We start from the raw sequence: 14,246 nt of genomic DNA, 5'->3' as shown, positions 1-14,246 counted from the left end.
ATAGTCGTATCGATGCAGATCGGTCATATGAATGAAGGGCCCTGTGGACGACGGGGCCTTTCTTTTCGGCGTCGCGTACGAGACTGAGTGCGTGATCCGAAACGACGCACTCGACCGTCTCCCCGTCCGCCATGCCGTCCCCGAGCTGCTCTCCGTGCTCGCGGAGCGCGGCGCGGCGGTGCTGTCCGCCCCTCCCGGAACCGGCAAGACGACCCTGGTGCCGCTGGCGCTGGCCGGGCTCATAGGGGACGGACCGGTGCGGCGCGTGCTCGTGGCCGAGCCGCGGAGGATGGCGGTGCGGGCGGCGGCCCGGCGGATGGCCTGGCTGCTCGGCGAGGAGGTCGGCGGCGCGGTCGGCTTCTCGGTGCGCGGCGAGCGGCGGACCGGTGCCGCGACGCGGGTCGAGGTGGTGACGACGGGCATCCTGCTCCAGCGGCTCCAGCGCGATCCGGAGCTGGCGGGCGTGGACGTGGTGCTGCTCGACGAGTGTCACGAGCGGCATCTCGACGCCGACACGGCCATGGCCTTCCTGGTGGACGTCCGGGCGACGCTGCGGCCGGAGCTGAAGCTGATCGCCGCGTCGGCGACGAGCGACGCGGCCGCGTGGGCGGATCTCCTCACGGTCCTGGACGGCACCGGGCCTGCGCCGGTGGTGCGGAGCAGGGCCGAGGGCCACGGTTGCCGGGTCTTCTTCGCGGCGCCGCCCCCGGGCGTCCGGCCGGCGCACGGCACATGGGTGGACCCGGCGCTGCTGCGGCACGTCGCCGCGACGGTCCGGCTCGCGATGGAGCGGCACGAGGGGGACGTCCTCTGCTTCCTGCCCGGGACGGGGGAGATCGCTCGGACGGCCGGGATGCTGGACGGCGTCGACGCGGAGGTGCTCCAGCTGCACGGACGGGCTCCGGCGGCGGTGCAGGACGCGGTCCTGCGCGGTACGGAGCCGGGCGGGCGGCGCCGCGTGGTCCTCGCGACCTCGGTGGCGGAGTCCAGCCTGACGGTGCCGGGGGTCCGGATCGTCGTGGACTCGGGGCTCGCCCGGGAGCCGCGCATGGACCACGCCCGGGGGCTCGGCTCGCTGGCGACGGTGACGGTCTCCGAGGCGACGGCGACCCAGCGCCTCGGCCGGGCCGGCCGGGAGGCCTTCGGCTTCGTGTACCGCTGCTGGCCGGAGGCGAGCGACGGGGGCAGGCCCCGCTTCCCCTCCCCCGAGATCAAGGTCGCCGATCTGGCGGACTTCGCCCTGCGGGCCGCCTGCTGGGGCGATCCGACGGCGGAGGGACTCGCGCTGCTCGACGCGCCCCCGGCCGGGGCGATGGCGGCGGCCCGCGCGGTGCTCGGGTCGATCGGAGCCGTGGACGGGGACGGCCGGGCCACGGAGCGGGGGGTACGGATGTCCCGGCTCGGGCTGCATCCCCGGCTGGGGCGCGCGCTCCTGGACGGTGCGCCCGAGGTCGGGGTGCGGCGGGCGGCGGAGGTGGTGGCGCTGCTCAGCGAGGAGCCGCCGCGCGACTACGGGGACGACCTGGTGGCGGCCTGGCGCACGGCCCGCCGGGGCGCCGACGGCTACGGCGCGCGGTGGAAGGCGGAGGCGCGGCGTCTGGAGCGGTCGGCCGGCGAGGAGGTGGGCGGGGGCGCCGCCGGGGAGCGGGAGAGCGACGACGCCGTGGCCGGTCTGGTGACGGCGCTGGCGTTTCCGGAGCGGGTGGCCAGGGCCCGGGAGCAGGGCGGCTGTCTGATGGTGTCGGGGAGCGGGGCGCGGCTGGCCGAGGGTTCCCGGCTGCGGTCCAGCCCGTGGCTCGCCGTGGCGGTGGCGGACCGCACCGCGCGGGACGCCACGGCGCGGGTGCGGCTCGCGGCGGTGGTGGACGAGTCCACGGCGTGCCGGGCGGCCGGGCACCTGCGGAGCACCGGCGAGGAGGTCCACTGGGAGGACGGGGACGTGGTCGCGCGGTCCGTGGACCGGCTGGGCGCGGTCGAGTTGACGGTCCGTCCCCTGGGCGCCGGGGCCGAGCCGGCCCTCGTGCGGGAGGCGCTGCTCGACGGCCTGCGGCGCGAGGGGCTGGGGCTGCTGCGGTGGCGCCGGGAGGCCGGGGAGCTGCGCGAGCGGCTCTCCTTCCTCCACCGGGAGCTGGGTGAGCCCTGGCCGGACGTCTCGGAGGAGGTGCTGGTCGACCGGGCCGGGGAGTGGCTGGAGCCGGAGCTGTCCCGGGCGTCGCGCCGGGCCGATCTGGGGCGGATCGACGCCGGGGAGGCGCTGCGGCGGCTGCTGCCGTGGGCGTCGGGCGAGGCGGTCCGGCTGGACGAGCTGGCGCCGGAGCGGATCGAGGTGCCGAGCGGTTCGCGGATACGGGTCGAATACGGGGGTGAGCGGCCGGTGCTCGCGGTGAAGCTGCAGGAGATGTTCGGCCTGGCCGAGACGCCCCGGGTGGCGGGGGTCCCGGTGCTCGTCCACCTCCTCTCCCCCGCCGGCAGGCCGGCGGCGGTGACGGCCGACCTGGCGTCGTTCTGGCGGGACGGCTACCGCGCGGTGCGGGCGGAGCTGCGGGGGCGGTATCCGAAGCACCCGTGGCCCGAGGATCCGTCCGCCGCGGTGCCGACCCGGCACACCAGCGCGCGGCTCAGAGGGGAGCGCTGACCGGTGTCGGGGCGGGGGCGGCGGGCGGCTCCGGTTCGGGGCGGCGCGAGCGGGCCTCCAGCCAGAGCGCGAGGGCGAGGAGGACCAGAGCGAGGAGGGTGAGGCTCCACGGGACGTAGGAGACGAGCATGAGGACCACGAGGCGGTTGGAGGAGACCATCTCGCCGACGCTCTCGAGGTAGTCCTCGCGCATCTTCACGTGCCCCGCGAAGACGGTGAGGGTGTCCCGCCCCATCAGCGCCTTGGCGTTGCGGAGTTCCTCCTTGTGGATCTCCTCGCCGTTGACGGGGGCGCCGGTGACCGGCTCGATCCAGAACATGCGCTTGGTCGTGTACCAGCGGGTGAGGCCGGAGTCGGCGAGGATCTTCGGGGTGATGCCCTTGACCGGCATGGTCTTGGGCATGGGGACCCTGGTCCAGGGGATGGTCTGCTCGAAGTAGTAGACCTCCATGCCGCGGAAGGTGCGGGTGCCCTTGTAGTGGATGGGGGCGGCGGTGCGGGTCTGGGCGTCGAAGTACTGGTAGTCGCGCTTCTCGGTCAGGAAGGGGAACTTGAACTCGATGCCCTCGCGCCGGACCGGGTCGCCGTCGACCGATTCGCCGGTGGCGTGCACGGGGTCCTGGGTGTGGGCGTCGAAGACGTACCGCTCGGGGATCTTGGAGACCATCTTGCCGTCGGGCCCCGTGACGTAGGCGAGGGCGTCCCAGACGACGACGTCGCGCCCGGCGTCGCGTTCGATGCGCCGCGACTCCTCCACGTTGCCCTTGAGGGTCTGGATGATCGTGATCTTGTCGACCTTCTCGGCCCGGAGCGTGGAGTAGTCGAGGAGGGTCGCGGGCCGCGCCTCGAGGACGGTCTCCTGGTACTGGTTGGGCGGGATCTTCGCGAGGCGGGGAAAGGCGTACCAGCGCAGGACCGGGGCCATCGCGGCGCAGAAGACGGCGAGGGAGAGCAGGACGAGGCTGGCTCGGCGGCGCACGGTCGGCCCCCTACTTCTTGGGGCCGGGGTCGGCGGTCAGGAGGGGCTTGGGCGAGGTGGGGCCGTCGGGCGGCAGATCGACCACGGCGAGGAGCAGGACGAAGAGGAGGACTGGGGCGAGTCCGATGGCGGCGGCGACGAGGGCGCGCATGGTCGGCCTCCCGGGTGCGATCTGATAGGTCGTCAGGGCGGGGGCACCGTAGCAACGCGGCCGCTAGATGAGAACACGTTGCACCCGGGTGACGCGAAGCGCCGTCCCCCGTCCGGTGCGGACGGGGGACGGCGCGGAGGGACGCGGCGCGGAGCGCGGGCGGTCAGGCCGAGGGCGAGGTGCTGGGCGAGGGGGTGGCCTCGGGCGAGTCGCTGCCGGAGGGCGTCGGCTCCGGGCTCGGCTGCGGGTCCGTCGTGGCGGGGGCGCCGACCGTCAGGTCGATGAAGGTGGTGCCGCCGCCCGGTGCGGTCAACTGCAGGTAGTACGTGCCGGCCTTGTCGCCCGCGAGGAGGTCGCCGGGCGCGAGGGTCAGCAGTCCGTCCGTGCCGGTCACGAGGGTGACGGTACGGACGGTGGTGCCGTCCGCGCTCTTGAAGGACGGGCCCTCGGCGCTCTCCTTGGGGTCCGTCTTCGAGGTGACGATCACCGCGGTGACGCGCACGCCGGGGGCGAGGGCGCCCTTGTCGGTGGCCTTCACCTGGACCTTCTGGGCGAAGGCGGTGCCGGCCGTGGCCGACAGCGGGTCACCGGCGAGCCGGGTGAGGGTGTCCGCCTGACGCTCCGTGACGGTCGCGGCGAAGTCGGCCGCGTTCAGGGTCCGGCCCACCACGGTGGCCCGCACGGTGAAGGGTCCCGTCTTCTCGCCGGCCCGGAGGGCGGGCGAGGTGGCGAGGCCGGTCGAGCCGGTGGTGACGGTGGCGGCGGTCCCGCCGCCGCCGAACCGGGCGTCGGTGGCTCCGATGATCTCGAAGCGGACGTTCACGCCGGGGACCGGCTTGCCCGAGGCGTCGAGGGCGGCGACGCGGGGAAGCCCCGTGAAGGCGCTGCCGGTGGTCGTGGTCGGCTTCTCGTTGGCCACGATCGCGAGCCGTGCGACCTTGGCGACCGCCGGGAGGGCGGGCGGCGTCACCGGCGAGGTGACCGGGGGCTTGGTGGGAACGGTCGGCGGCTCGACCGGTCCGGGAGTGGTCTGCGGCGGCTTCGGCTTCTGGGTGCCCGGCGTCGGCGCCGGAGTCGTGGGGACGGTCGAGGGCGGCGTGACGGGCCGGGTGCGGTTGCCCCTGTTGCCGTTGTCGCTGCGCTGGATCGGCAGCACGCCCGTGCCGTCCGGGACCTGGTGGGTGCCGCGCTCGTAGAAGGCGACCCAGGACAGGACCGTGTTCAGGTACTCCCTCGACCGGTTGTAGCTGAGGATCGCCTGGTCGAGGTCGGCCTTGAGCGCGAGGTTGCGGTCGTTCGCGCAGAGGTAGAGGCCGGCGGCCTGCGCCGCGTCGTAGATGTTGTTCGGGTCCTTCTTGCCGTCGCTGTTGGCGTCCTGGCCCCAGGTCGCCCAGGTGGACGGGATGAACTGCATCGGACCGACGGCCCGGTCGAGCTTCGTGTCGCCGTCGTAGGCGCCGTCGTCGGTGTCGGTGATCAGGGCGAAGCCGTTGCCGTTGAGGGCGGGGCCGAGGATCCGCGGCGACGCCGTGCCGTTGGCGTCGACCCTGCCGCCGTTCGCCTGGCCGGACTCGACCTTGCCGATGCCCGCGAGCAGCTGCCACGGCAGGTTGCAGCCGGGGTCGGTCGAGCGTATCGAGAGCTCGGCCCGCTTGTAGGCGGAGTAGACGGACGCGGGTATGCCGGCCTCGGCGGGGCCGGTCGTCAACGGCAGATTGGTGCTCGCCCCGGGCTGGTTCGGCGTGATCAGCGGCGGCAGGTCCGTGTAGTACGGCGAATCGCCCGTCACGGACCCGTTTCCGGACGGCGAAGTCGTGTCACCCGCACCGATGGCCTGGTCCCCGCCGGTGTTGTCCGCGGCCGGCGGGATCGCCTCCGGCGCCTGCGAGGCGGCGAGCGCGGCAACCGCCGCGGCCACCACCGCACCACTGGTGGCTCCCTTGCGCAGTCGGCGGCCGATGTGCGCTGCCATATCCGTCGTTCCCTCCCCATCTACGCGGTCCCACGCTCCCCGCGTGAGACCTCAGGCGACCCTATGCCAACTCCGGACCTTCGAACACCGGGCCCTGACCGTGTTTCACGGTTTCGTCACCTCTTGGCCGCCTGCCGACCAGGTGAGTCCGGGAACCGACCGGAGCGTCCCGCCCCTCTTGCACTCCGGCCGGCCACGCGCACCGGTCGTCGTCACCGTCGGAACCCTGGGGGAACTCCCGTTGCCGTTCACGCTGAGTCACGCCGCCGCCGTGCTGCCCGCGCTGCGCCGGGACGGGACCGCGCGCGGGCCGCTGGTCGCGTCCGCCCTCGTCGCAGGATCCTTCTCGCCCGATATGACCTACTTCGCCGCGACCGCGTTCCCCGGGGCGATGGTCCTCGGGGACGTCACCCACTCCCCCGTCGGGATCGTCACGGCCGACGTGCTGATCACCGCCGCCCTCGTGGGCCTGTGGCTGACCGTGCGCGAGCCGCTCGTCGCGCTGCTGCCCGAGCGGTGGCGGGGCAGGGTGTACGGGCTCGTCCGGGGCCGTCCCTGGCGGGAGCGGCACCCGGCGGCGCTCGTCGGGTGGTTCTGCCTCTCGGCGATGCTCGGTGCCACCACCCACGTGGTGTGGGACTCCTTCACCCACCTCGACCGCTGGGGCACCCGCTCGATCCCCTTCCTCGGCGAGATCGTCGCCGGGTTCCCGGTCTATCTCTACGCGCAGTACGGGGGCTCGGCGCTGGCGCTCGCAATCCTCGGCTGGTACGCGGCACGGGCGCTGCGCACCTCCTCTCCGGGGGCGGAGCTGCCGTCCCGGGTCCCGGTCCCCGGCCCGCGCGGCTGGCTCCTGGCCGCCGGGCTGATAGGCGGCTGCGTCCTCGCGGGTGTCGCCCACCGGGTGCTGCGCTGGGCCGCGTACTGGGGCTGGGACCGGATCGAGACGCCCCTCGACGTCATCCCGACGGCATGCTTCGGCGCCGGCGCGGGGCTCGCCGTCGGGCTCGTGCTGTACGGGACGGGGGCGCGGCTCCTCGGATCGCCGCGGGCCCGGACGCCTCCGGCCACGCCGGTCCCCCGGGATCTCCCCGACCCGGCACCTCGGCCGGAGCGCTCCCGTCCGGGATCTCGCTGATGTTCTCCGGCGGGGTGTAGCCGCGGGCCGCGGCGCCGCCGGAGAGCCTGCGGTGCACGACGTGGGCGACGCTCTCCAGGGTGCGGACGCCGTATCGCATGGTGGGGTTGTCATGGCTCAGGAGGACGATCCGGTAGTCGACCGCGGGACTCGCCGTGCCGGTGCCGGTGTCGGTGCCCGTGCCTGTGCCCGTCGGGGCCGCCGTCGGGCGCACGATGCCGACGCTGTGGACGCGCCAGGCATGGGTCGCGCGGGGCAGCCAGCCGTTCTTGAGGTGGACCTTGACCCTGCGGGGCGCGCCCGCGGTGACGCCCCAGGCCTGTGAGCGGACGACCTGCCCCATCAGGGACAGGGCCTCGCTGCGGCGTGACACGGCGGCGAGGAGGGCGAGTTGGTCGCGTGCGGTGGTGCGGGTGAGGCCCCAGTAGTTGCGGTGGCCCAGGACGGTGCCCTGGGCCCCGGCCTCCCGCAGCACCCTGTTCAGCCGGGCGCGGGACAGCCCCTCCCACAGTTCGGTGGCGGCGGTGTTGTCGGAGCGGGTGATCATCGCCTTCAGCCGCCGCGCCTCCAGCCGGGTCGGCGCCCGGCCCAGCTCCTCCGCGCGCCCCAGGACCGCCTGCATGATCAGGACCTTGGCGATGCTGGCGGAGTCGTACGCCAGGGTGTCGGCGAGCCGGCAGCGCAGTCCGCGCGCGGGGTCGTGGACCGCGACGGAGACCGTGCCCTTGCGGCCCTTGAGCACCGTCGCGATGTCCTGGGACAGGCGGGCGGCGAGGGCCGGCTCGCGGGACGAGGTGCAGAGCGCGGGAGCCCGGTGTGCCTCGGCGGGCCGGGACCAGGCGGTGCCCGATGCGCCGAGGAGGGCGCCGAGGAGAGCCCAGGCGGGGAGGTGGTGGGGGCGGCGGATCATGCCTCCCAGTCTTGGGAGGCGGGGGGCTTGGGCGCCCTCCGACTGGTCCGACTGGCGCACATCCGCGGGGCGGTGCCCTTCCGCCACCCGCCCGTGTGGGCGGTCGTCCCGCTGGGACAGGGGGGACCCCCCTGCTCGAGCGAAGCCGAGAGCTTGGGGAGGGTGGGCACACGGGACGGCGCCCTCGCCGGCGCCTCCGCGTCCCGCGCCTGGACCCGCACCCCGTGTGCGCCGCACAGCGGGTGCGGGTTCAGGCCCCGGAGCCTCGGGCGCCGGCGAGGGCGCCGTTCCGTTGTGCCCACCCGTTCCGCTCCTTGCGGAACGGGTGGGCACAACGGGGTGGGCGCCGTCTCGGTGTCAGTGTGCTGCCGCGTCCCAGTTCTGGCCCACGCCCACCGAGACGTCCAGGGGGGCGCGGAGGTCGGCGGCGGCCGACATCTGCTCGCGGACCAGGGACTCGACCTGCTCGCGCTCGCCGGGGGCGAGTTCGAGCACGATTTCGTCGTGGACCTGGAGGAGCATCCGGGAGGCGAGGCCCGCCTCGGTGAGCGCCCGGTCGACGTTCAGCATGGCGACCTTGACGATGTCGGCGGCCGTTCCCTGGATGGGGGCGTTGAGCGCCATCCGCTCGGCGGCCTCGCGGCGCTGCCGGTTGTCGCTGTTGAGGTCCGGGAGGTAGCGGCGGCGGCCCAGCATCGTCTCGGTGTAGCCGGTGGCGCGGGCCTCGTCGACGACGCGGCGCAGGTAGTCCCGTACCCCGCCGAAGCGCTCGAAGTAGGTCTCCATCAGGATCCGGGCCTCGGCCGGGTCGATGGTGAGCTGCTGCGAGAGGCCGAAGGCGGAGAGGCCGTAGGCCAGGCCGTACGACATGGCCTTGATCTTGCGGCGCATCTCGGCGTCGACGGCGGACCGCTCGACGCCGAAGACCTGGGAGGCGACGGTGGTGTGCAGGTCCTCGCCGGAGGTGAAGGCCTCGATGAGGCCCTCGTCCTCGGAGAGGTGGGCCATGACGCGCAGCTCGATCTGGCTGTAGTCGGCGGTCATGAGGGCCTCGAAGCCATCGCCGACGACGAAGCCGTGCCGGATGGCCCGGCCCTCGTCCGTCCGGACCGGCACGTTCTGCAGGTTGGGGTCGGTGGAGGACAGGCGGCCGGTCGCCGCGACCGTCTGGCTGAAGGTGGTGTGGATGCGGCCGTCCGCCGCGACGGTCTTGATCAGGCCCTCGACCGTGGAGCGCAGACGGGCCTGCTCGCGGTGGCGGAGCATGATCACCGGCAGTTCGTGCTCGGTCTGGCCGGCCAGCCAGGCGAGCGCGTCGGCGTCCGTCGTGTAGCCGGTCTTGGTCTTCTTGGTCTTCGGGAGGTTCAGCTCGCCGAAGAAGACCTCCTGGAGCTGCTTGGGCGAGCCGAGGTTGAACTCGTGGCCGACGGAGGCGTGGGCCTCCTTGACGGCCTGCTGGACCGCGCCGGCGAACTGCTGCTCCATGGCCTCCAGGTGGTCGCGGTCGGCGGCGATGCCGTGCCGCTCCAGGCGGGCGAGGAGGGCGGAGGTGGGGAGCTCGACCTCGTGGAGGAGTTCGCGGGCGCCGACCTCGGCGAGCCGCTCGTCGAAGGCCTCGCCGAGGTCGAGGACGGCCCGCGCCTGGCTCATGAGGGCCTCGGCCTCGGCGGTGTCGTCGGCGCCGAAGGCGAGCTGGCCGTCGGCGGGGGCCGCCGGGGCGAGCTCGCGGCCGAGGTACTCGACGGTGAGGGCGTCGAGGGCGAAGGAGCGCCGGCCGGGCTTGACCAGATAGGCGGCGAGGGCGGTGTCCATGGTGACGCCGGCGATGCTCCAGCCGTGCTCGGGGAAGACCCGCATGGCGCCCTTGGCGTTGTGCATGACCTTCGGCCGGTCGGGGTCGGAGATCCACGCGGCCCAGGCCTGCTCGTCGGCCTCGTCGAGCGTGCTGGGGTCGAACCAGGCGGCGGCTCCCCCGGCGGCGGCGAGGGCGACCTCGCTGACGTTCCCCGTGCCGAGGGCCCAGCTGTCGACGGTGGCGATGCCGAGGGGCCCGGTGGCGTGCTCGGCGAGCCAGGGGGCGAGCTCGCCGGCGCCGAGGACGGCGAAGTCGAGCTCCAGGCCCGCGGCGGGGGCGGGCGCGGCCTCCTCGGCGGAGCCCGGGTCGACGGCGAGGAGCCGCTCGCGCAGCGAGGGGTTGCGGATCTCCAGGGTGTCGAGGACGAGGGCGACGGCCGCGCGGTCGTACGGCTCGCGGGCGAGGTCCGCGACGGTCTTCGGCAGTTCGACGTCCCGGACCATCTCGGTCAGGCGGCGGTTGAGCTTGACCGACTCCAGGTGGTCGCGGAAGTTCTGGCCGGCCTTGCCCTTGACCTCCTCGGCGCGCTCGACGAGCTCGGCGAAGGAGCCGAACTGGTTGATCCACTTGGCGGCGGTCTTCTCGCCGACGCCGGGGATGCCCGGGAGGTTGTCGGACGGGTCGCCGCGCAGGGCGGCGAAGTCGGGGTACTGCGAGGGGCTCAGGCCGTACTTCTCCTGGACCTTCTCCGGGGTGAAGCGGGTGAGCTCGGAGACGCCCTTGGTCGGGTAGAGCACGGTGGTGCGGTCGGTGACGAGCTGGAAGGAGTCCCGGTCGCCGGTGACGATGAGGACCTCGAAGCCCTCGGCCTCGGCCTGGGTGGCGAGGGTGGCGATGACGTCGTCGGCCTCGAAGCCGTCGACGGCGAAGCGGGGCGCGTGCATCGCGTCGAGGAGCTCGCCGATCAGCTCGACCTGGCCCTTGAACTCGTCGGGGGTCTTCGAGCGGTTCGCCTTGTACTCCGGGAACTCCTCGGACCGCCAGGTCTTGCGGGACACGTCGAACGCGACCGCGAAGTGCGTGGGCGCCTCGTCGCGGAGCGTGTTCGCCAGCATCGAGGCGAACCCGTAGATCGCGTTCGTCGGCTGTCCGGTCGCGGTGGTGAAGTTCTCCGCGGGCAGCGCGAAGAACGCCCGGTACGCGAGCGAGTGCCCGTCCATGAGGAGCAGGCGGGGGCGGGTGTCTGCGGGGGTCTTCGATGCTGTCTCGGCCACAGGACGATCCTGCCACGGTCCACTGACAATCCCGTCCACACCGGCCGGGCACTCCCGTCCACACCGATCGGGCACTCCCGTCCACACCGATCGGGCACTCCCGTCCGCACCGGTCGGCCGCTTCCGTCCGCAGCGGCCGGGGTGCCGGTCTGTCGGTGCCCCGTGACAGGATCGGAGACGTACGCCAGAGGATTACCGCTCAAGGGAGAGCGCGATGGTCAGCAAGCCGCCGGCCGGTGACCCGGTCCAGGACGCACCGCAGGTCACGCCGCCGCAGCACGCCGCCGCCGGCCTGCCCGCCATCGGGCACACGCTGCGGATCGCGCAGGAGCAGATGGGCCTGCGGCGGACCGCGCGGACCCTGCTCAAGGTCAATCAGAAGGACGGCTTCGACTGTCCCGGCTGCGCCTGGCCGGAGGGCAACAAGCGGCACGTGGCGGAGTTCTGCGAGAACGGCGCGAAGGCGGTCGCCGAGGAGGCGACGCTGCGCCGGGTGACGCCGGAGTTCTTCGCCGCGCACCCGGTGGCGGACCTGGCGACCCGCAGCGGGTACTGGCTGGGCCAGCAGGGCCGGATCACGCAGCCGATGCTGCTCCCTGAGGGCGGCGAGCGGTACGAGCCGGTGTCCTGGGAGCGGGCCTTCGAGGTCATCGCGGAGGAGCTGCGGGCCCTGGCCTCCCCGGACGAGGCGCTCTTCTACACCTCGGGGCGGACGAGCAACGAGGCGGCGTTCCTGCTCCAGCTCTTCGCGCGCGAGTTCGGCACGAACAACCTGCCGGACTGCTCCAACATGTGCCACGAGTCCTCGGGCTCGGCGCTGACGGAGACGATCGGCATCGGCAAGGGCAGCGTCTCCCTGGAGGACCTGCACCGGGCGGACCTGATCATCGTGGCCGGGCAGAACCCGGGGACGAACCATCCGCGCATGCTCTCGGCGCTGGAGAAGGCGAAGGCCTCGGGCGCCCGGATCATCTCGGTGAACCCGCTGCCGGAGGCGGGTCTGGAGCGCTTCAAGAACCCGCAGACCCCGCAGGGCATGCTCAAGGGCGCGGCGCTCACGGACCTCTTCCTGCAGATCCGGATCGGCGGCGACCAGGCCCTCTTCCGGCTGCTCAACAAGCTGGTCCTGGAGACGGCGGGGGCGGTCGACGAGGAGTTCGTACGGGACCACACCCACGGGTACGAGGAGTTCGCGGCGGCGGCGAAGGCGGCCGACTGGGACGAGACGCTCGCCGCGACCGGGCTGAGCCGCTCCGAGATCGAGCGGGCCCTGGAGATGGTGCTCGCCTCGGAGCGCACGATCGTCTGCTGGGCGATGGGCCTCACCCAGCACAAGCACTCCGTGCCGACCATCCGCGAGGTGGTCAACTTCCTGCTGCTGCGCGGGAACATCGGCCGGCCGGGCGCGGGCGTGTGCCCGGTGCGCGGCCATTCGAACGTGCAGGGCGACCGCACGATGGGCATCTTCGAGCGCCCGGCGCCCGCCTTCCTCGACGCCCTGGACAAGGAGTTCGGGATCGTCTCGCCGCGTCACCACGGCTTCGACGTGGTGCGTTCGATCCAGGCGCTGCGGGACGGCGAGGCGAAGGTGTTCTTCGCGATGGGCGGCAACTTCGTGGGTGCGACGCCCGACACGGAGGTGACGGAGGCCGCGATGCGGAACGCGCGCCTGACCGTGCACGTCTCGACGAAGCTGAACCGCTCGCACGCGGTGACGGGCAGGCGCGCGCTGATCCTGCCGACGCTCGGCCGCACCGACAGGGACACGCAGAAGAGCGGCCGGCAGTTCGTGACGGTCGAGGACTCGATGAGCCTGGTGCACGCCTCCCGGGGCAACCTGCCGCCGGCGAGCCCGCACCTGCTGTCCGAGCCGGCGATCGTGGCGCGGATGGCCCGGGCCGTCCTCGGCGACGGATCGGCCACGCCCTGGGAGGAGTTCGAGGCGGACTACGCCAGGATCCGGGACCGCATCGCGCGCGTGGTGCCGGGCTTCGAGGACTTCAACGCCCGGCTCGCGGCGAGCCCGGGGGGCTTCGCGCTGCCGCACGGCCCGCGCGACGAGCGCCGCTTCCCCACGAAGACCGGCAAGGCGAACTTCACGGCCGCCCCCGTCGAGTACCCCAGGGTGCCCGAGGGCCGGCTGCTGCTGCAGACGCTGCGCTCGCACGACCAGTACAACACCACGATCTACGGCCTGGACGACCGCTACCGGGGGATCAGGAACGGCCGCCGGGTGGTCCTCGTGCACCCCGAGGACGCGGCGGCGTCCGGTCTCGCGGACGGGGCGTACGCGGATCTGGTGAGCGAGTGGACGGACGGCACGGAGCGGCGGGCGCCCGGTTTCCGGGTGGTGCACTACCCGACGTCCCGGGGGTGCGCGGCCGCCTACTACCCGGAGACGAACGTGCTGGTCCCGCTGGAGTCGACGGCGGACGTCAGCAACACCCCCGCCAGCAAGTCCGTGATCGTGCGTCTGGAACAATCACAGTCCGCCTAAGCGTTTGCTCAGGCGCGCGCAGCAGGCAGACCACACGCAGATCAGCAGCCGTACGAAGACGAACGGAGCCGGCCCCATGGGTGAGCAGCAGCACGTGAAGTTCCCGCAGGAGGTCATCGACGAGTACGCGGCGCTGGGCGTCGACCTCCCGGCGCTCTTCTCGGCCGGGCACCTCGGGAACCGGATGGGCGTCCAGATCGTGGAGGCCTCGGCCGAGAAGGTCGTCGGCACCATGCCGGTCGAGGGCAACACCCAGCCGTACGGGCTGCTGCACGGCGGCGCTTCGGCGGTGCTCGCCGAGACGCTCGGGTCCATCGGCTCGATGCTGCACGGCGGGGTCTCGAAGATCGCCGTCGGCGTCGACCTCAACTGCACCCACCACCGGGGGGTGCGCAGCGGCCTGGTCACCGGCGTGGCGACCCCGGTCCACCGGGGCCGGTCGACCGCCACGTACGAGATCGTGATCACGGACGAGCAGGACAAGCGGGTCTGCTCGGCGCGGCTGACCTGTCTGCTCCGCGAGGTCGACGCGAAGGCCGCGGACGACCTGCCGTCGGCGGGTCGGGCGTAACGGCACTCCGCGGGCCGTCCCGACGATTCGACGGCACTCCGCGGGCAATCGCGACGAAGGGGGCGGGGCGCAGGTGCGCCCCGCCCCCTTCGTCGCTCCGCCCTCTTGTCGCGCGGCGGGCACAGCCGCTTCACTGGCGGCCTCCCCCACAGGAGAACACCTGATCCATTCACCCATCGAGGGGTTCTTCGTGACAGCCGTACGCACCACCACAGCGATGACCGCCGTCACCGCCGCCGCCTGCGCCGCCGTGATCGCCACCGCGATCCCGTCCTCGGCGATCAACTCGTACAACGCGGCCCCCGCCCCCGAGCGCACCGAGGT

Annotated in this window: 8 protein-coding genes and 1 pseudogene; 4 read left to right on the top strand and 5 right to left on the bottom strand. The window is 73.4% G+C overall.

Annotated features, from left to right (window positions below):
- Nucleotides 1-91 precede the first annotated feature (91 nt).
- Nucleotides 92-2,635 (top strand): ATP-dependent helicase HrpB, encoded by a 2,544-nt coding sequence (gene hrpB / locus K7G60_RS11170; protein WP_225800682.1) that lies wholly within the window; start codon nucleotides 92-94, stop codon nucleotides 2,633-2,635.
- On the opposite strand, the gene K7G60_RS11165 is transcribed toward hrpB, so the two are convergent.
- The 3 genes from K7G60_RS11165 to K7G60_RS11155 form a co-directional block, all read right to left on the bottom strand.
- Nucleotides 2,619-3,614: a DUF3068 domain-containing protein gene (locus K7G60_RS11165; protein ID WP_225800681.1), complete on the bottom strand. Its 996-nt coding sequence runs from the start codon at nucleotides 3,612-3,614 to the stop codon at nucleotides 2,619-2,621. The genes hrpB and K7G60_RS11165 overlap by 17 nt on opposite strands.
- 10 nt (nucleotides 3,615-3,624) lie before the next feature.
- The gene (locus tag K7G60_RS11160; RefSeq protein WP_225800680.1) at nucleotides 3,625-3,765 is read right to left on the bottom strand and encodes an SPW_0924 family protein; all 141 of its coding nucleotides are present in this window, start codon (nucleotides 3,763-3,765) and stop codon (nucleotides 3,625-3,627) included.
- A gap of 163 nt (nucleotides 3,766-3,928) precedes the next feature.
- Nucleotides 3,929-5,737, bottom strand: coding sequence for a lytic transglycosylase (locus K7G60_RS11155; RefSeq protein WP_225800679.1), 1,809 nt, complete (start codon nucleotides 5,735-5,737; stop codon nucleotides 3,929-3,931).
- A gap of 241 nt (nucleotides 5,738-5,978) precedes the next feature.
- Between K7G60_RS11155 and K7G60_RS11150 the strand changes: the two genes are divergently transcribed.
- Nucleotides 5,979-6,875, top strand: coding sequence for a DUF4184 family protein (locus tag K7G60_RS11150; RefSeq protein WP_225800678.1), 897 nt, complete (start codon nucleotides 5,979-5,981; stop codon nucleotides 6,873-6,875).
- A 217-nt stretch (nucleotides 6,876-7,092) separates the two neighbouring features.
- Here K7G60_RS11150 and K7G60_RS11145 read toward each other — a convergent pair.
- A pseudogene (locus K7G60_RS11145) lies at nucleotides 7,093-7,422 on the bottom strand (serine hydrolase); the annotation flags it as partial.
- 720 nt (nucleotides 7,423-8,142) lie between these two features.
- On the bottom strand, nucleotides 8,143-10,854 hold the full coding sequence (gene polA / locus K7G60_RS11140; RefSeq protein ID WP_225800677.1) for a DNA polymerase I: 2,712 nt from the start codon (nucleotides 10,852-10,854) through the stop codon (nucleotides 8,143-8,145).
- A gap of 214 nt (nucleotides 10,855-11,068) precedes the next feature.
- Here polA and K7G60_RS11135 point away from each other — a divergent pair, with 214 nt between their 5' ends.
- Together K7G60_RS11135 and K7G60_RS11130 are read left to right on the top strand one after the other, a co-directional pair.
- A complete protein-coding gene (locus tag K7G60_RS11135; RefSeq protein WP_225800676.1) occupies nucleotides 11,069-13,351 on the top strand; it encodes an FdhF/YdeP family oxidoreductase in 2,283 nt (760 codons plus the stop codon).
- 76 nt (nucleotides 13,352-13,427) lie between these two features.
- Nucleotides 13,428-13,922, top strand: a complete 495-nt coding sequence (locus tag K7G60_RS11130; RefSeq protein ID WP_225800675.1) for a PaaI family thioesterase — start codon at nucleotides 13,428-13,430, stop codon at nucleotides 13,920-13,922.
- The last annotated feature ends 324 nt before the right edge of the window (nucleotides 13,923-14,246 follow it).

The sequence above is a fragment of the Streptomyces sp. NK15101 genome, from assembly GCF_020400725.1.
Classification (GTDB): Bacteria; Actinomycetota; Actinomycetes; order Streptomycetales; family Streptomycetaceae; genus Streptomyces.
This window is presented reverse-complemented; position numbering and strand designations above follow the sequence as displayed.

Excerpts from the sequence above, each read along its gene's own strand:
- K7G60_RS11160 (WP_225800680.1), bottom strand. The coding sequence starts at position 3,765 with ATGCGCGCCCTCGTCGCCGCCGCCATCGGACTCGCCCCAGTCCTCCTC.
- K7G60_RS11155 (WP_225800679.1), bottom strand. The coding sequence starts at position 5,737 with ATGGCAGCGCACATCGGCCGCCGACTGCGCAAGGGAGCCACCAGTGGT.
- K7G60_RS11135 (WP_225800676.1), top strand. The coding sequence starts at position 11,069 with ATGGTCAGCAAGCCGCCGGCCGGTGACCCGGTCCAGGACGCACCGCAG.
- K7G60_RS11130 (WP_225800675.1), top strand. The coding sequence starts at position 13,428 with ATGGGTGAGCAGCAGCACGTGAAGTTCCCGCAGGAGGTCATCGACGAG.